16 protein-coding genes are annotated in these 17556 nt (G+C 57.7%); 10 read left to right on the top strand and 6 right to left on the bottom strand.

Features of this window, described 5'->3' with window-relative positions; genetic code table 11:
- Nucleotides 1-45: 45 nt before the first annotated feature.
- The 5 genes from trpB to purB form a co-directional block, all read right to left on the bottom strand.
- Nucleotides 46-1281: a tryptophan synthase subunit beta gene (gene trpB, locus AC0V6L_RS14895; protein ID WP_486154944.1), complete on the bottom strand. Its 1236-nt coding sequence runs from the start codon at nucleotides 1279-1281 to the stop codon at nucleotides 46-48.
- Nucleotides 1278-1925, bottom strand: a complete 648-nt coding sequence (locus AC0V6L_RS14890; RefSeq protein WP_486154943.1) for a phosphoribosylanthranilate isomerase — start codon at nucleotides 1923-1925, stop codon at nucleotides 1278-1280. The genes trpB and AC0V6L_RS14890 overlap by 4 nt, the downstream gene beginning before the upstream one ends.
- 20 nt (nucleotides 1926-1945) lie before the next feature.
- Complete coding sequence (pyrF, locus tag AC0V6L_RS14885; protein ID WP_486154942.1) at nucleotides 1946-2620, bottom strand: orotidine-5'-phosphate decarboxylase; 675 nt, start codon at nucleotides 2618-2620, stop codon at nucleotides 1946-1948.
- Complete coding sequence (locus tag AC0V6L_RS14880) at nucleotides 2617-2985, bottom strand: LapA family protein (protein ID WP_486154941.1); 369 nt, start codon at nucleotides 2983-2985, stop codon at nucleotides 2617-2619. The genes pyrF and AC0V6L_RS14880 overlap by 4 nt, the downstream gene beginning before the upstream one ends.
- Before the next feature lie 139 nt (nucleotides 2986-3124).
- Complete coding sequence (gene purB / locus AC0V6L_RS14875; RefSeq protein WP_486154940.1) at nucleotides 3125-4435, bottom strand: adenylosuccinate lyase; 1311 nt, start codon at nucleotides 4433-4435, stop codon at nucleotides 3125-3127.
- Between the two features lie 249 nt (nucleotides 4436-4684).
- On the opposite strand from purB, the gene AC0V6L_RS14870 reads away from it, so the two are divergent.
- The gene (locus AC0V6L_RS14870; protein ID WP_486154939.1) at nucleotides 4685-7501 is read left to right on the top strand and encodes a DUF3857 domain-containing protein; all 2817 of its coding nucleotides are present in this window, start codon (nucleotides 4685-4687) and stop codon (nucleotides 7499-7501) included.
- A 112-nt stretch (nucleotides 7502-7613) separates the two neighbouring features.
- On the top strand, nucleotides 7614-9809 hold the full coding sequence (locus tag AC0V6L_RS14865) for an FAD-dependent oxidoreductase (protein ID WP_486154938.1): 2196 nt from the start codon (nucleotides 7614-7616) through the stop codon (nucleotides 9807-9809).
- 7 nt (nucleotides 9810-9816) lie between these two features.
- Here the strand turns inward: AC0V6L_RS14865 and radC are convergent, their stop codons facing one another.
- Nucleotides 9817-10665 carry a RadC family protein gene (gene radC, locus AC0V6L_RS14860; protein ID WP_486154937.1) on the bottom strand — a complete coding sequence of 283 codons (849 nt, stop codon included), beginning with the start codon at nucleotides 10663-10665 and terminating at the stop codon, nucleotides 9817-9819.
- Here radC and AC0V6L_RS14855 point away from each other — a divergent pair.
- From AC0V6L_RS14855 to AC0V6L_RS14820, 8 genes are all read left to right on the top strand, one after another.
- Nucleotides 10652-13909 carry an intermembrane phospholipid transport protein YdbH family protein gene (locus tag AC0V6L_RS14855; protein ID WP_486154936.1) on the top strand — a complete coding sequence of 1086 codons (3258 nt, stop codon included), beginning with the start codon at nucleotides 10652-10654 and terminating at the stop codon, nucleotides 13907-13909. The two genes, radC and AC0V6L_RS14855, sit on opposite strands and share 14 nt — an antisense overlap.
- A 104-nt stretch (nucleotides 13910-14013) precedes the next feature.
- Nucleotides 14014-14175, top strand: a complete 162-nt coding sequence (locus AC0V6L_RS14850) for a YnbE family lipoprotein (protein ID WP_486154935.1) — start codon at nucleotides 14014-14016, stop codon at nucleotides 14173-14175.
- A gap of 64 nt (nucleotides 14176-14239) precedes the next feature.
- A complete protein-coding gene (locus AC0V6L_RS14845; protein WP_486155159.1) occupies nucleotides 14240-14629 on the top strand; it encodes a YdbL family probable chaperone protein in 390 nt (129 codons plus the stop codon).
- Nucleotides 14630-14855: 226 nt separating this feature from the next.
- Nucleotides 14856-15206 (top strand): AtpZ/AtpI family protein, encoded by a 351-nt coding sequence (locus AC0V6L_RS14840; RefSeq protein WP_486154934.1) that lies wholly within the window; start codon nucleotides 14856-14858, stop codon nucleotides 15204-15206.
- Between the two features lie 116 nt (nucleotides 15207-15322).
- Nucleotides 15323-16087, top strand: a complete 765-nt coding sequence (locus AC0V6L_RS14835; protein ID WP_486155158.1) for a F0F1 ATP synthase subunit A — start codon at nucleotides 15323-15325, stop codon at nucleotides 16085-16087.
- A 54-nt stretch (nucleotides 16088-16141) separates the two neighbouring features.
- On the top strand, nucleotides 16142-16369 hold the full coding sequence (locus tag AC0V6L_RS14830) for a F0F1 ATP synthase subunit C (RefSeq protein ID WP_486146625.1): 228 nt from the start codon (nucleotides 16142-16144) through the stop codon (nucleotides 16367-16369).
- A 110-nt stretch (nucleotides 16370-16479) separates the two neighbouring features.
- The gene (locus tag AC0V6L_RS14825) at nucleotides 16480-16974 is read left to right on the top strand and encodes a F0F1 ATP synthase subunit B family protein (protein WP_486154933.1); all 495 of its coding nucleotides are present in this window, start codon (nucleotides 16480-16482) and stop codon (nucleotides 16972-16974) included.
- Nucleotides 16967-17542: a F0F1 ATP synthase subunit B family protein gene (locus tag AC0V6L_RS14820; RefSeq protein WP_486154932.1), complete on the top strand. Its 576-nt coding sequence runs from the start codon at nucleotides 16967-16969 to the stop codon at nucleotides 17540-17542. The genes AC0V6L_RS14825 and AC0V6L_RS14820 overlap by 8 nt, the downstream gene beginning before the upstream one ends.
- The last annotated feature ends 14 nt before the right edge of the window (nucleotides 17543-17556 follow it).

Genomic DNA, 17556 nt, shown 5'->3' with positions numbered 1-17556 from the left:
ACGATAGGACCGAAAGGGCAGCAATCAGCAACCGCCAATCGCACTTCACATCTCCACCCCAAGCTTCTCGGCCACGGTGAAAATGTCCTTATCGCCGCGCCCACACAGGTTCATGCAGATGATCTCGTCCTCGCGCATTTGCGGTGCGCGTTTCGCGACTGCTGCGAGGGCATGGGAGGGCTCCAACGCAGGAATAATCCCCTCGGTCCGGCAGAGAAGTTGGAAGCCTTCGAGGGCCTCATCATCAGTAACCGCAGTGTATTCAACCCGCCCACTTTCTTTCAGCCAGGCGTGTTCGGGGCCGATGCCGGGATAGTCTAGTCCTGCGCTGATCGAGTGGCCTTCGGTGATCTGACCGTCTTCGTCTTGCAGTAGGTAGGTCTTGTTGCCGTGCAGCACGCCGGGCGCTCCGCCCAAGAGACTTGCCGCGTGCTCATCGCCATCAAGACCGTGGCCTGCCGCCTCAACGCCGAGCATTTTTACATCCACATCGTCCAAGAACGGATGGAACAGGCCCAAAGCGTTTGAGCCTCCGCCAATGCATGCAATCAGCAGGTCGGGCAGCCGGCCAATGCGGGCGAGCAATTGCGCGCGCGCTTCGGTGCCGATGACGCTTTGAAAATTGCGCACGAGTTCCGGGTAGGGGTGCGGGCCTGCCGCCGTGCCGATGATATAGAAAGTGTCGTGGACATTCGCGACCCAGTCGCGCAGGCCTTCGTTCATCGCGTCTTTCAAAGTCGCGCCGCCGCTGGTGACGGGGACGACTTCCGCGCCGAGCAGTTTCATGCGGAACACATTGGGCGATTGGCGCGCGACATCTTCTGCGCCCATATAGATGACGCAGGGCAGGCCGAACCGCGCGCACACCGTCGCGGTCGCAACCCCGTGCTGGCCTGCGCCTGTTTCAGCGATAATGCGCGTTTTGCCCATGCGGATCGCGAGCAGGATTTGACCGATACAGTTGTTAATTTTGTGCGCGCCGGTGTGATTAAGCTCGTCGCGCTTAAACCAGACCTGCGCGCCCATTCCTGCTTTGGCAGTTTTGCGCAGTTCCTCGGTCAGCCGCTCGGCGTAATAGAGCGGGGAAGGGCGGCCCACATAATGTTCCAGAAGGTCGTCAAATTCGGCCTGAAAGGCCGGATCAGCCTGCGCGGCGCGATATTCGCGTTCCAGATCAAGGATCAGCGGCATCAGCGTTTCAGCGACATAGCGTCCGCCAAATTCGCCAAAATGCCCGCGGTCATCGGGCTGATTGCGGAAGGAATTGGGTTGTTTGTTCATGATTGCAGCGCCGCCTGACAGAAGGCCTTGATCTTGTCCACGTCCTTGATGCCGGGGCCGGTTTCGACCCCTGATGATGTATCGACCAGATCAGCACCTGTCAGATCGATTGCTTCGGCGACGTTTTCAGGGGTTAGCCCGCCTGCAAGGCCCCATGGCACGGTGTGCTCAAATTCCTTCAACAGCTCCCAGCGAAACGCGGCGCCATTGCCGCCGGGCAGAGCTTGCCTGCCATCTTTGGGTTTTGGCGCTGGGGCGTCGAACAGCAAACGGTCAACTTTGCCTTCGAAGCGGGCGGATTTCGTCAGCGTTTCTGCATCGCGCACGCCCAGCGCTTTCCACACTTCGACCCTGCCTTTTTCGCGCACCAATCCCGTCCATTCCGGCGTTTCGCGGCCATGAAACTGAACGATGTCGGGTTTGACGGTGTCGATCGCGTGCCCCGTTTCCTCAACCGAGGCATTCACGAGCAGCAGAACGGTTTTCGCCCTTCCTGCGATCAACCCGCGCAAGGTTGCCGCCATATCGAGCGCCACGTGGCGCGGGCTTTGCGCAAAGTGAACCAGGCCAATATGAGTCGCACCCGCATCAATAGCGGTGTTGATGGCAAGCGGGGTTTTCAGCCCGCAGATTTTGATTTGCATAGGTCTTAAAACTCAAATAGTTAAAGCGTCGCTTCAATCGCGCGGGCTGCCGCGACCGGATCATCCGCTCGGCTGATCGGGCGGCCGATCACCAGCACGCTGGCGCCATTGTCGCGGGCTGATCGCGGGGTGACGACGCGTTTTTGATCGCCTGTGCCTGAGCCTGACGGACGAAGGCCGGGGACGACGAAGAACCCGTCTTTCCATTGCTTGTGCACTTTGCCGACTTCGCGGCCCGAGCACACAATCCCATCGAGGCCCGCTTTCTCAGCCAATTCGGCCAAGCGCATCACCTGCGTCTCAGCGCTGCCGTAAATGCCTGTATCGGTGAGGTCATTGCTGTCGAGGCTGGTGAGCGTGGTCACCGCGACAACTTTGCACCCTTCGGCGGCCGCGGCCTTGGCATCCTCCATCATCGCGCGCCCGCCCGATGCATGGACCGTAACGATGGCAGGTTCATAGACATGCACCGCCATCATGGCAGCGGCGACAGTGTTGGGAATGTCGTGAAACTTGAGATCGAGAAAAATGGGGAGGCCCATATGCGCAATCTCGTGCACGCCGTGTCCGCCATGCGCGCAGAAAAACTCCAGCCCCAACTTTACCCCGCCAATATGCGACTTCACCTTTTTGAGAAGCGCGAGCGCGGGATCAACCTGCGGCACATCCAGCGCAAGAAAGATCGGATTGCTCATGTCGAGGCGCCTTGGCCGGGTGACAATCCCCCATCGCTCCCGGCGGTTTCCACAGGCTTATCCACTGGTGAATCCACCTCAGGTGCAATATCAGGTCTGCGCGATAGGGCGTTGGATTTGATTGAGCTTTCTAGGCTTCGAATGCGCCGATTAAGGCTCCATTTGACGCCGCGATGGTAGATCCAGAACGGCACCACACCAAGCAGCCAGAAAACCAGCGCAATGACGCCAACCGGCCAATCAAACCCGACAGGGTCAGCAGAAGGCCAGAACTTAACCCGCTGCGGCTCTCCATAATTGATCAGCACGAAGATAGCGACGAACACTGTCACCAAAACCCAGATAAGAGTGCGCACGATTTGCACGAGGTGAACCCCTGTTTTGAATTGCTTCGGTCACGCTCAGCCTAGGCTTTTTGCGCGCTAAGTCCAGTTTGACGGGCCAAGTCTGGGCAGACTCTTAGGGCCCGGTCAGGCAGATAAAGCCCGGCCGGGTAGGGTGAGTTTAGCCGAACACGCGGTTAAAGATCGTCTCGACATGTTTGAAATGGTAGGCGAGGTCGAATTTCTCCTCCAGCTCATCCTCGCTCAGCACTTTGGTTACCTCGCCATCGGCTTTCAGCAGATCAAGCAGCGACAGTTTGCCTGAGCTTTCCCACACTTTCATCGCGTTGCGCTGCACGATGGCATAGGCATCCTCGCGGCTGACGCCTGCCTGAGTGAGCGCAAGTAGCACGCGCTGCGAATGCACAAGCCCGCCCATGCTATCAAGATTGGCCTGCATCCGCTCAGGATAGACCAGCAATTTTTCCACCACACCCGTCAGCCGCGCAAGGCTGAAATCGAGCGCAATTGTCGCATCGGGGCCGATATAGCGCTCAACCGAGGAATGCGAGATATCGCGTTCATGCCACAGCGCGACATTTTCAAGCGCAGGCATCGCATAGCTGCGGATCATGCGCGCCTGGCCAGTGAGGTTTTCGGTCAGCACCGGATTGCGTTTGTGCGGCATGGCCGATGAGCCCTTTTGGCCCTTGGAGAAATACTCTTCTGCTTCCAGCACTTCGGTGCGCTGCAAATGGCGGATTTCCACCGCCAACCGCTCGATCGAGCCCGCAATCACCGCCAAAGTGGCGAAATACATTGCGTGGCGGTCGCGCGGGATCACCTGTGTGCTGATGGGTTCAGGGGTAAGGCCAAGCTGATCGGCAACATAATCTTCAACCGATGGATCGATATTGGCAAAGGTGCCCACCGCGCCTGACACGGCGCAGGTCGCAATTTCCGCGCGCGCTGCCACCAGCCGCGCCCGGCAGCGGTCAAATTCGGCATAGGCTTGCGCCAGTTTAAGCCCGAAAGTCACAGGTTCTGCATGGATGCCGTGGCTGCGCCCGATTGTGGGGGTGAACTTGTGTTCCTCAGCACGGGTTTTGATCGCGGCCAGCAGCGCATCAAGATCGGCCAGCAATATGTCGGATGCGCGCGCCAATTGCACTGACAGCGTCGTATCGAGCACATCAGAGCTGGTCATGCCCTGATGCATAAAGCGGGCTTCATCGCCGACTTGTTCTGCGACCCAGGTGAGAAAGGCGATCACATCGTGCTTTGTCACCGCTTCGATGGCGTCGATCGCGGCGACATCGATGGCAGGATTGGTCGCCCACCAATCCCACAGCGCTTTCGCCGCGCTTTCGGGCACCACGCCAAGGTCGGCGAGCTTTTGCGTCGCATGCGCCTCTATTTCGAACCAGATGCGAAATTTCGCCTCCGGCTCCCACAGGGCAGACATTTCGGGGCGGGCATAACGCGGGACCATGGGATCAGCTTTCCTTTGCGGTGGTGCGCATCAATGCGCTTGGCGTGCGGCTATGATCCGCAGGCGCGCTTGGCAAGAGTGTGCGGTGCGTCAGAAGCTGGCTTGTCCCCGATAACGGACACCTGCGAATACCCCAATTGGTGCCGGATTTGGACGTTTTTCTCCTTTGGAGTGATTTCCAAAACCGTTTGACTCGCCTAGTTTCACTTATAAACTGCAATTCTACACTTTGATTTCTGGGGCTTATTCATGACAATTCGAACTTGGCGCGCAGGTATTTGCGTTGCCGCATTGGTGTGGTCTTCGGCGTCGCTCGCGGGCGATGAACCGATTTACGAGCCTGCGCCCGATTGGATTGAGCCTGCCTTTCTCGATACGATTGATCGCGATCCCGGCAATTCAATGCTGGTGAATGACACGCAGCTGCGCATTATCGAAGGGCGTTTGTGGGAATACAAAGATCTCGTCTACAAAATCTCCAGCCTTGCCGATCTGTCCAATGTCGGCACGCTAAAGGCCCAGTGGCTGCCCGATAAGGGCGATCTAATCGTCCACGAAGTTGCAATCTTGCGTGATGGCGAAGTGATCGACCTGATCGCGGCGGGTGAAGAAATGGAAGTGCTGCGCCGCGAACGGATGCTCGAACAGCGCATCCTCGATGGATCGCTTACTGCGACCATGGCAGTGCCCGGATTGCAAGTGGGCGATGAATTGCGCCTGCGATATTCGGTGACGACGTCCGATCAGGCTTTGGGCGATCAGGTGCAAAGCCAGTCTTATCTGTGGCGCAAGCAGGAAAATGGCGGGTTTCCCGGTAGCGGTTCAGGCAACACGCAAGAAGCCGATTTTGCCCGCGTGCGCGCTTCGTGGCCCAAGGGTTTGGGCGTTCAATATAAGGCAGGGCCAAACCTTGACGTGCCCGCAACCGATGACGAGGGCGGCTTCACCACGCTTGAGGTGACATTGCCGCTTGAGAAAGCAGACGACATTCCCAGCGATGCGCCGCTGCGGTATCAAGCAGGCACGATCCTGCAATTGGGCACGTTTGAGGCATGGTCCGATGTATCAAGCGTGATGGCGCCCTATTACGAAACCAATGGCGCGCTGGCGGGATTGGATGATTTGAGCGCGAAGGTGGAGGATATTCGCACCCAATATTCCGCCGATCTGGAACGCGCGGTCGCGGCGCTCGAACTGGTGCAGGAAGACATCCGCTATTTGCTCAACGGGCTGGATGGCGGGAATTACCTGCCGCAGGATGTCGCCACCACCTGGGATAAGAAATACGGCGATTGCAAAGCCAAAACGGTGATCCTGCTCGCTATTCTTGATGAGCTGGGAATTGCCGCAGAACCCGTTCTGGTATCCTCGCGCAGAGGCAATCTGGTGCCTGTATCGCTGCCTTTGCCCGGCGCGTTCGATCACGTGCTGGTGCGCGCGAGCATTGGCGGTAATCTGTATTACCTTGATGGCACGTCGCTGGGCGCGAACATCAATGTCGTCGGCAATGTGCCGAATTTCGAATACGCGCTGCCGATCCGGGCAAGCGGCGGTGATATTGAGCGCATAGAGCAGGTTTTGCCGCGCACGCCTGAGGTTTCCAATACCATCACGGTCGATGCCTCGGCCGGTGTTGATGTGCCCACTTTGGTCACCATGACCGCCAAGTTTTATGGCCCAGCCGCGGCCCAATTCACCGCAGCGGCGGAGAAAATCACCGAAGAGCGCAAACGTGCAATGTCGCGCGGGATGAGCAATGAATTGGCCATGGTCGAGTTTGACATCATTCCCGGCGAAGATGACAGCGAAGCGACCATGGTGATAAAGGGCGTGTCGTCGCCTTCGTTCGAATTTGATGGGCCTCGCGGGGAAGCATCGATTGGCATGTTTGCCGAAGCTATGCGGTTTTCCCCGAATCGGACCCGGCGCGAATGGCGCGAAATCCCAGTGCGCAATGGCGCGCCGAGCAGCGTGCAGATGTCAATCGACCTCACGCTGCCTGATGCACCGGGCGGGTATGAACTGCGCGATGCTCAGCCGATTGATGTCACGATTGCAGGCAAGCATTATGAGCGCACAATCGCGCTCAACGGCATGCGATTGACCGCGCTTGAAAAACTGACCAGCCTGGGCGGGGAAACCGCGCCAGAGGCGTTCCGCGAAGAACGCCGCAAAGCAGCGGCACTCGTCCGCCAGAAGCCGCTGCTGATCGCGCCCGATGATGCACCGCGTATCTGGCGTTATGCGACCCAGAAAGATCGCAGCGCGCTGGAGCCCTTGGCCAAAGCCTATGCAAAGATGATCGAAAACGATCCGGATGAAATGAACCCGTACATTCTTCGTGCGGCATTCCGGTTTGACACGTTTGATTTTGCCGGTTCGCTGGAAGATATGGATAAAGTCGTCGAGCTGGAGCCGACAGCGGAGTTTTTCGGCCAGCGTTCGACGGTTCATGCAATGCTTGGCGATCAGAAAAGCCAGAAAGCCGATCTGGAAGAAGCCTATGCGCTTGATCCGACCCCATCACGGGCGATTGCACTGGCTGAAACGCTCGCTTTGCTGGGTGAACTCAATGAAGCTCGCGAAATTCTGGAATATGAAGACGGCGATGAGAATGTGCGTGAGGAACTTGCGGTTGCTCTGGCCGAAGTGGACGCGCTCGAAGGAAACCCGCAGCAGGGCTTGCTGCGCATTTCGGACCTGTTGATCGATAAACCCAACAATCCCTATCTGCTTAATCAGCAATGCTGGTATATGGGCGTGTGGCAGATCGGCATGGATGATGGCGTATCGGCCTGCACCAAAGCGGTAGAAAACGCTGACAACACCGCCAATGCGATTGATAGCCGGGCGATGATGTTCCTGCGCAATGGCATGTATGAAAAAGCCTTGAGCGATGTTGACGCGGCGCTGGAGCTTAGCCCAAATCAGGCCGCATCGGTGCTGCTGCGCGGTATCATTCGCCTTGCCAAAGGGGACCGGGGCGGGCAGTCTGATATCGATGATGGGCTTGCACGCGATCCCAGTCTGCGCGCCGTTTATCGCCAATGGGGTTTTGATATTTAGGTTGGACCGCACCCGCGCGGGCTGCTGTTTTGGACTGAGCCGTGCAAGCTTTGTCAAACCAGCTGTAACTTATCTCTAGATCCTCCGAACCCGCTTGCAGGAGGATTTCGATATGGTGAGCGCTCGTTTACCGGCTGCTGGTTCTGTGCCGCCAGTATTACAGGAAGAGCGTTTGTCGCCCTTCATCCGGGTGACTTTGCGCCGCTGGGCCAAATGGTATGCGGGCGGGACGGAGCTGTTCTGGCCGTTCACCGATGCCGCGATCCGGTTCTTTGTTGCTCTGTGGTTCCTGCGGTCGGGGCTGGTCAAAGTCAGCGACTGGGATCAGGCAGTCTATCTCGCCGCCAACGAATATCCTGTCACCTGGATGAGCGCACAAAATGCGGCGGCAACAGGTCTGACGATTGAACTAATCGCGCCGGCGTTTTTGCTGCTGGGCCTGTTCACCCGGCCTGCCGCTATTGCCATGGCGGCGCTGACAATCATTGCGCAGGCCGTTTATGTGCCGACCACCACCAATCTCATCATCATTGCCATTTTGCTATGGTATGCGGTGCACGGCCCTGCCGCGTTCTCGCTTGACCGCGTGTTGGCATCGGGACTGAAGCAAAGCGCTTTGCCGTTCGCGCGTCCGGTTGTTGCAGCAGGTGAGTGGCTGCGCGATAATGTTTCGCTTGTAATCATGGCGATCACGCGGCTGTGGCTTGGTGCAGCGCTGCTCGCTTATGCTGATATCATCGAACCCCCGGTCAGCATCCAGACATGGTTGCCGATTACCATTTTTGCCGGTTTTCCTGATTGGCTGGCGATCCTTTTTGCGGGGCTTTTAGTCGCAGGGATCGGAGCCGGACTTGTATCATACGCGCTGTTTTTCCTCATCGGCCTGTTCATGGTCGCAGGCGCGCATCCCAATGTGACCTTTTTCCCGTTCCTGCTGTTGGCCATCTACGAAGCGAAAGGGGCAGGGCTGCTTTCTATCGACCGGTTGATCTGGGGCTGGATGGAGCGCAACATCCTGTTTGATCGCGATTATGCCGATATTCCGGATACATGGCCGCACATTGTGGTGGTGGGCGCAGGATTTGGCGGATTGGCAGCGGTTAGCAGGCTGAAACGATTGCCCGTGCGCATCACATTGATCGACAAGCGCAATTATCATCTGTTCCAGCCTCTGCTTTATCAGATCGCGACCGCCACTTTGAACCCCGCCGATATCGCAACCCCCATTCGCAGCCTGTTCCGCGCAGATGGCAATGTGCGTGTGCTTAAAGGCGAAGTGGCAGGGGTGGATGCAGCAGCAAAATCAATCGCAATGGGCGATGGCCAGGTGATCGGTTTTGACAAGCTGGTAATCGCCACGGGCGCAACGCACAGCTATTTCGGCAAGGATGAATGGGGCGCATTTGCGCCGGGTCTCAAAACAATTGAAGACGGCGTGGCGGTGCGCGGGGCGATCCTGAATGCCTTTGAACAGGCCGAAGCCAGCAATGACCCTGAAAGGATCAAGCGCTTGCTGACTTTCGTGATTGTCGGCGCCGGGCCCACAGGGGTCGAATTGGCAGGTGCGATTGCGGAACTGGCCAAGATCAATGTCGCGCGCGAATTTCGCACTGTGGACCCCGCTTCGGCGCGCGTAATTCTGGTGCAATCGGGTGAGCGGATATTGCCCGCTTTTCCCGAAGACCTTTCGGAAAAGGCTTCGGCATCGCTCAAAGCATTGGGCGCCGAGATCCGCTTGGGCAGCAGAGTGACAGATATCGCCGAGACCCATGTGCAAATTGGCGAAGCGGGCCGGATCGAGACCGAAACGGTGCTGTGGGCAGCGGGCGTTGCTGCATCGCCTGCTGCGCGCTGGCTGGGAGCGCAAAGCGACCGATCAGGACGAGTGGAAGTGGATGAGCATCTGCGCGTCAAAATGGGCGAGGCTGCCTCGGATGATATCTTTGCGATTGGCGACACGGCTGGCAGCCGGGCATGGGATGGCAATCCGGTCCCCGGCCTTGCTCCGGCGGCCAAGCAGGCAGGTCTGCATGTTGCCAAAGTTGTCGAGCGGGAACTGTTGGGCAAGGATGCGCCTGATCCCTTCGCTTACAAACACCAGGGCAGCCTCGCGACCATTGGCCGCAAATCGGCAGTCGCAGATTTTGGGCGCTTCCACCTTTCGGGCTCTGCTGCGTGGTGGCTGTGGGGGCTGGTTCATGTCGGATTTCTGACGGGCGCGCGCAACCGTGTGACAGTGGTTATCAATTGGATGTGGAGCTTTTTTGCCCAGCATTCGGGCGTCAGGCTCATCACCGAAAAGCTCTAAGTCAGCCTTAGATCAGGCCCTTTGCGCGCAGCGAGACATGCCCTTCGCGCCCGATAATCACGTGATCGTGGACAGTCACACCCAGCAATCGGCCTGCCTCAGCCAGTTTCTGCGTGATTTGAATATCCGCGCGGCTTGGCTCGGGATTGCCGCTGGGGTGGTTGTGCACCATGATAAGCGCGCTTGCGCCCACATCCATTGCGCGGCGGATCACCTCGCGCGGATGGATAGATGCCTCATCAATCGACCCTTCGGCGGCATGGTGGTCGTCGATCAGGCGGTTCTTGGTGTCGAGATAAAGGATGCGCACCCGCTCAACTGTCAGATGCGCCATATCAATCGCGAGATAATCAATCAGCGCTTGCCAGCTGGATAGAACGGGCTTTTGCGTGACTTCGCTGCGAGCCATCCGGCGGGCGGCCACATTGACAGCTTTTAATGCGCCAGCGGTGGTTTCGCCCACGCCTTTTACCCGTTTCAAGGCATGCGGATCAGCATTGAGCACGCCTGCAAGTGTGCCAAATTGTTTGAGCAGTTCCTTGGCGAGAGGTTTGGTATCGCCCTGACGGATGCCCGCAAACAGCAAATATTCGAGCACTTCATAATCGGCGAGCGCTTCTGCCCCGCCTTTCAGCAATCGTTCGCGCAGCCGTGCGCGGTGGCCCAATCCTGCGGTTTTTCCGGCATCTGATGCGGTTTTAGCCGGCTCGGTTTGAGCCTTTGCGGCAGGCTCATCACCAAAATCAAAATGATCCTCCGCCTGAGCCAAAATGATCCTTTCCGCCAAAAACGTGCATGCTTCATTGCCTTTGGCGCGCGATATGCGCAAGGTTTGCTGCAATATGGATCGCGACATTCCGAATTCCGAACCGCGCCGCAATGGCGGGCGCTTTTGGTGGCTGGGGCGCGTGGCGATTGCAATCCTTGCATTTGTCGTGATTGCAGGCGTGGTGTTCTGGTTCAGCCGCGAGCGAATTGCAGGCAATTTGATCGACGATGCGCTTGCAGGAAGCGAGCTTGAGGCCGCATATGACATCGTCTCAATCGGGCCGCAGCGCCAGATTATCGAAAACTTTGTCATTGGTGATGAAGCCAGCCCTGATCTGACGATTGAGCGGATTGTGGCGGAGGTGGATTACGGCTGGGGCGCGCCGCAAATCGGCCGCATCACCGCGATCAATCCGCGGATTTATGGCACTTTGCGCGATGGCAATCTCAGCTTTGGCGCGCTTGACCCTGCTATCTATGGCGAGGGGGAAGGGGGCTTGCCCGCGCTTGATGTCGCGATTGTCGATGCGCGCGGCGTGATTGAAAGCGATTATGGCAGGATCGGGCTGAAGCTTGAAGGCGAAGGCATGCTGGATGATGGCTTTGCTGGAAAGCTGGCCGCGACCGCGCCCGGCTTTGGCACGCAAAGCTGCAAAGCCGACAAGGCGACCCTTTATGGCGATCTCACGATTGATGCAGGCCTGCCGCAATTTTCCGGGCCATTGCGGGTGCGCGATGCGGATTGCGAGGGCGCAAAACTTGGGTCTGCCGATATTGCCGCTGAGCTGTCCACTGTGGAGGATTTTTCCAAGCTTGATGGCCGGTTTGTCATCGCCGCGCAGCAATTGGGCTATGCCGGAATATCGGGCGGAGCGGTCAAGGGCACTGCGCAATTGGGGCTGGACGCGGACGGAGCCAATCTGGCGCATGATATCGCGGTTCAAGCGCTCATAACACCCTATGGCGGTATGCAATCTGTCAGCGCCGATGGATCGCTCCGCAGCGCCTTTGCCAGCGGCGACACCGAATGGAACGCTGATATCACAGGGCGCAATCTGACCCCCGGCACCACGGCAAGCGCGCTGGTCGCTGATGCCAAAGCGGGGCTGGCAGGCACAATGCTGGAGCCGCTGCTGACCAAAGCCACACGCAATCTCGACAGCCAGGCAAGGGGCGCATCGCTCGCGGCTAATGTGACTGTGCGGCAAAGCGGCAATGGCCTTGCGCTGATAGTGCCCGAAGGGCGCGTGGTGAGCGCATCGGGTGTGCCTTTGCTGGCGCTTTCGCGGGTCAGTTGGTCTCCTGCTGGGTCTGCGCGGACTGGCTCGCTCACCGGAAACTTTATCACAGGCGGTGCTGGTTTGCCGCAGATCACTGGCCGCATGCAGCAACGCGGGCGAGGGGCGCTGACGTACCGGATGGCGATGGCCGATTATACAGACGGAGCCAATCGCGTTGCGGTGCCCCGGTTCGAGCTGCGCCAGAGCCGGGACGGCGCGATGCGTTTTACCGGCATTGTGAAAACCAGCGGCGATATTCCTGGCGGGACGATCAATCAGCTTACTCTGCCGCTATCGGGCACGATTTCGCGCCAAGGTGCCATTGCGCTCGGCGAACAATGCACGAGCGCGCAGTTCGGCGCGCTGACGCTGTATGATCTGTCCTTGCAAGCGCAAAGCCTGACGCTGTGTCCTGAACCGGGCGCGCGCGCAATGATAACCTATTCCGGCGCTTTAAAGCTCGCGGCTGTGACCGAAGGGCTCGATCTGCGCGGGGAACTGGCCGGATCGCCGATCACTCTTACCAGCAGCCAAACGGCACTCAGATACCCCGCGCCGTTCGAATTGAGCGATGTCGCGGTGCGCATCGGCAATCCCACCAGCGGTGTTGATTTGATGGCCGCCAGCCTGACGGGCGATTTTGTAGGCGGCTCAGACAATGACGGCGAGGATGGCGCGTTTGTTCGCGGTGATTTCGCACAGGGCAGCGCCGCGATTGATCCTGTGCCGCTTAACTTTACCGATATTGCGGGCAAGTGGCGGTATACCGACAGCGCCTTAATCGTAGACGAGGCGGCCCTGACCGTCAGTGAACGCACGGACGGCGCGCCGCGTTTCAACCCGCTTAACGCCGATGGCGCGCAGCTGACTTTGCAGGGCGGCGATATTCGCGCATCGGCTGATCTGCGTCATCCCGGTTCGAGCCAGTTGATAACGACGGTTCAGATCGCGCATGATCTGGGCAGCGGGGCCGGGCAGGCTTTGCTCGATGTGCCGGGTGTTACATTTGGCCGGGGGCTGGAACCTGTTGAGCTCACCTATCTTACAGAAGGTGTGATCGCCTTTGCCGATGGGACCGTTGCCGGCAGCGGGACAATCAACTGGACCCCGGATGCGGTGACAAGTTCCGGCGTATTTAGCACCAATGATTTTGACTTTGCCGCCGCCTTTGGCCCGGTTGAAGGATTAAGCGGCGAGATTGTGTTCACCGACCTGCTCGGCCTTACCACGGCGCCCGATCAGCAAATCACTATCGCCTCTGTCAATCCGGGTATTGAGGTGCTGGCAGGCCAGATCCGCTATTCGCTTACCAATGGCGAATTGGTGGACGTAAAAGAAGGGCGCTGGCCGTTCATGGGCGGCGAATTGATCCTGCGCCCGGCCCAGCTCCGCTATGGCGGCAGCGGGCAGCAGCGCTTTGTATTTGAAATTGTCGGGCTTGATGCGTCCAAGTTTATCTCGCAGTTGGAACTGACCAATCTGAACGCGACGGGCGCCTTCGACGGCACCATCCCTGTGGTGTTTGACGCAGACGGCAATGGCCTGATCGAAGGCGGTTTGCTCATATCGCGCCCGCCGGGCGGCAATATCGCTTATGTCGGGGAACTGACGTATGAAGATCTGGGCGCGATGGGCAATTACGCCTTTCAGTCGCTGCGCAGCCTTAATTATTCGCAGATGAGCATCGGGCTTAACGGCGATCTGGCCGGTGAGATCATCACCAATATGACCTTTGACGGGGTGAGTCAGGGCGAAGGCGCGCAAAGCAACTTTATCACTCGCCGTCTGGCCAAACTGCCGATCCGTTTCAATGTGAATGTGCGCTCTGAAAACTTTTATGATCTGGCTACGATGGTGCGATCTTTCTGGGATCCTGCGTTTGTCGGCGATCCTGCCAATCGCGGGTCGCTGCCGGGATCTGATGGGCGGCTGCAAGTGCTTAACCCCAATAACAATAACAACCCGCCAGCAGCGCCCGAGCCGGTTCTGCCTGATATTAGACGACCGGCTGAACCATCCGTTCAAGCTGGCGAAAGCGAGGAAAGCCTATGACCATCTCAAAATTGACCCGGCCTAAGCCTTGCGCCAATGATCTTGGGCGTAAGCAGAAAATAAAGGGTGGCGGGGCAATGAAGCATACCGGATGGGCGCCAATAATGGCGCTGGGTTTGAGCGCGGTTTTGGGCGGATGCATCAATATTGATGCGCCCGATGAACCCATTGTCATCGATCTCAATATCAACATTCGGCAGGAAGTGATTTATCGTCTTGCAGAAGATGCAGACGAGACGATTGAGGAAAATGAGGACATTTTTTAAGTCCAAGGTTTAGTTTTTGGCCAAGATTTACGTTTCAGCCAAGGATTACGTTCAGGAAAGCCCAATGATGACATTTCGCACCACCACTTTGGCATTCGCAGCAGGGGCCTTGGCGTTCAGCGCGATTGCAATGCCTGCCAGCGCCCAACGCGATCCGGCCTATGCCGCCGCGCGTGCAGCGGGCACCGTAGGCGAGCAGGTTGATGGATATCTCGGCATTGTCGGCAATCCCACGCCCGCGCTTCAGCGTTTGGTGGATGACATCAATATCAAGCGCCGCGCGGTCTATCAGCGCAAGGCGCAGGAAAACAGCGCCACATTGGAAGCTTACGCGCTTGCGTCTGGGTGCCAGGCTATTTTGCGCACGGTTCCGGGGGAAAAGTATCAGGCCCCTGACCGCACCTGGCAAACGCGTACAAGCGAGCCGCCTTTGCGCGATCAACGCTGCCCGTAGAAGGGTGAGGGCTTGGGTTTTTGCGCGTCCCATAACGGGATATGTGTGCGCCCCGAAACGGTGTCGAGCGCCCGTTCACTTGCATTCTATTCAACACACCGCGCGATAATTGCCGCGCGCTTGTGTCCACTGCCATTGACTTGCCATACGCCCGATTCTAAGGGGTGCGCGCCTCTTGCGGGGCTGTTTGTTGTGCTTGTGCAAACTCCCAACTAGGAATGAGCCGATGAGCGACAAGAAACCCGCACGAGAAACCATCGCTGAGGATGCGCGAATTGATGCGCTTGAGGAGCGGCTTAAAGCTGCCCGCGAGCGCGGAGACAAGCGCAACCAGCCAAGCGTGCATGGCTCTGATGCGAATTATCGCAGCGGCAGCCGCGTTTTGGCAGATCTTATCGGTGGGCTTCTTGGGGGAGTGGTGATCGGATATGGCATTGGCCATTTAACGAACACCAATCCATGGGGTCTGTTAGTGGGGCTGTTCCTTGGAATAGTGGTCGCTTTCAGAAATGTTATTCTCAGCGCAAATGCGCGCCCTGAGAGTGATGCCGAAACACCGAAGGGTGACGGGAGCTGATGCTCTCGCCGCCGATTGTTGCTGGCATTGCTTGATTTTACGCAAGGGTGCGCCGCGATAAACGATGCAATAAGGACTGATCTGACGTGGCAGCCGAAGAAGGCAGAGTCGATCCGATGAAGCAATTCGAGATCGAGCCGTTGCTCGGCTCGGACTCGTGGGAATTGGGTTCAACAGGTCTCAACATCGCATTCACAAACTCAACCATGTGGATGGCGATCACGACTGTTTTGCTCGTGGTGTTTGTCGCAGGCGGGATGAAGCGTCAGCTGGTGCCGGGGCGTTGGCAGATGGCGGTGGAATATTTCACCGGGTTCATCGACAATATGCTCGATGCCAATATCGGCAAAGCGGGGCGCAAATATGTGCCTTATGTCTTCACGCTGTTTATGTTCATTCTCTTCGGCAATTTGTTGGGCCTGATGCCTTTGGGATTGGTCGGGGTTCATCCCTTTACATTCACCAGCCACTTTACCGTAACAGGTGTGTTCGCTGTGCTCAGCTTTTCGATTGTTCTGATCGTTGGCTTTTGGAAGCACGGCATCAAATTTTTCAGCCTGTTCGTCCCGCACGGCACGCCGTTGCCCATGATCCCGATCATTTTCCCGATCGAACTTATCTCTTTCCTCGTGCGCCCGTTCAGCCTCGCATTGCGGCTGTTTGTGGCAATGATGGCCGGGCACGTGCTTTTGAAAGTGCTTGCCAGCTTTGTGATCGACAGCACTAATGCCGGTGCAGGATTCGGCGTGATGGTTGGTATTCCAAGCTTTGCGTTGATGATCGGCATCAGCGCTCTCGAAATCCTCGTGGCCGGCATTCAGGCCTATGTGTTCGCTTTGTTGACGTCGCTTTACATCAACGATGCGGAACACCTTCACTAATTTAAGCACTGGTTTTTCCAACATTTCTAACAAGTTTTTTTAAGGAGTTTTCAAATGGAAGTAGAAGCTGCAAAGCTCATCGGCGCAGGTCTTGCCGCAATCGGCGCAGGCATGGCTGCTATCGGCGTTGGTAACGTTTTTGGTTCATTCCTCGAAAGCGCGCTGCGCAATCCTGGTGCGGCTGATGGTCAACAGGGCCGTTTGTTCATCGGATTTGCGGCTGCCGAACTTCTCGGTCTGCTCGCCTTTGTTGTGTCGATGATCCTGATCTTTGTCGCCTAATCCAGACTAGCGCCGCACTCACTTTGGCCAGAATTGCTGGCTGATGGGGATGCGGCGCAAACGGGCGCAATTTGCGCCTTTCAACGGCACCGCATGCGGAGCATATTGCAATGCCTCAAATAGCCCAGCTTATGGAAACCTATTCCAGCCAGATTTTCTGGCTGCTGGTTTTCTTCGGCATCGCCTTTTTCGTTGTTGGCCGGGGCATGGTCCCCAAGGTTCTCGACACCGTATCCTTGCGTGACAAGCAGATCGCTGACGATTTGGCAGCTGCGCAATCTGCGCGTGATGCTGCTGATGAGCAGGAAGAGGCATGGCGCGTCCGTGAAAATGAAAATCGCGCTGCGTCTCAAGGGCTGATCGCGGAGGCCAAAGCCAAAGCGGCGGCGAATACGGAAAAAGTGCTCAACAAGGCGCAAGCCGGGCTCGACACCCAATTGGCCGAAGCTGAGACGCGCATCGATGAAGCTCGCACATCTGCCATGGCGGAAATTGAAGGTGTTGCAGCAGAAGCAGCGCAAGACATCGTGAGCAAATTGACCGGTGCCAAAGTTGATAAACGCACTGCGCGCTCCGCAGTGAAGAAAGCGCTCGCCAATGGCTGATCTCCTCTCGATTTTGATCGCAACCGGGAATGGGCCGGAACCCATGTTGGGCGAAACCGCGGACGGCGGTGTCTTCCTTAAGAACGAACCGTCCGCTTTGTTCTTGCAAGACTATCAGTGGGTATCGCTTGCGATGGGCATACTCATCCTGATTCTTATCTGGAAGAAAGTGCCTGGTATGATCATGGGCGGCCTCGATGCGAGAATCGCCGAGATCAAAAGCCAGCTCGATGAGGCCAAAACTCTTCGCGCCGAAGCCGAAGTGCTACGCGATGAATATGCAGCCAAGATCGCAGGCGCCGAACAAGACGCCGAGGCGATGATGGACAGCGCCAAGCGCGAAGCCGAAGCGATCATCTCGAAAGCCAAAACCGACAGCGCCGACATGGTGAAACGCCGCGAGCGCATGGCCGAAGACAAGATTGCAGCCGCAGAACGCGATGCCATCGCCGAAGTGCGCGCCAAAGCGGTTGAAGCGGCCTCTGCCGCATCGCGCAGTTTGATCGCAGAGCGCCACGACAGTGCGGCTGACAGCGTTCTGGCGGATGAAGTTATCGGATCGCTTTGATCCGCTGATCGCAC

The organism is Erythrobacter sp. JB1-15 (assembly GCF_057365035.1).
Note: the sequence above shows the minus strand (reverse complement) of the source record. Positions and strands in the feature narration are given on the sequence as shown.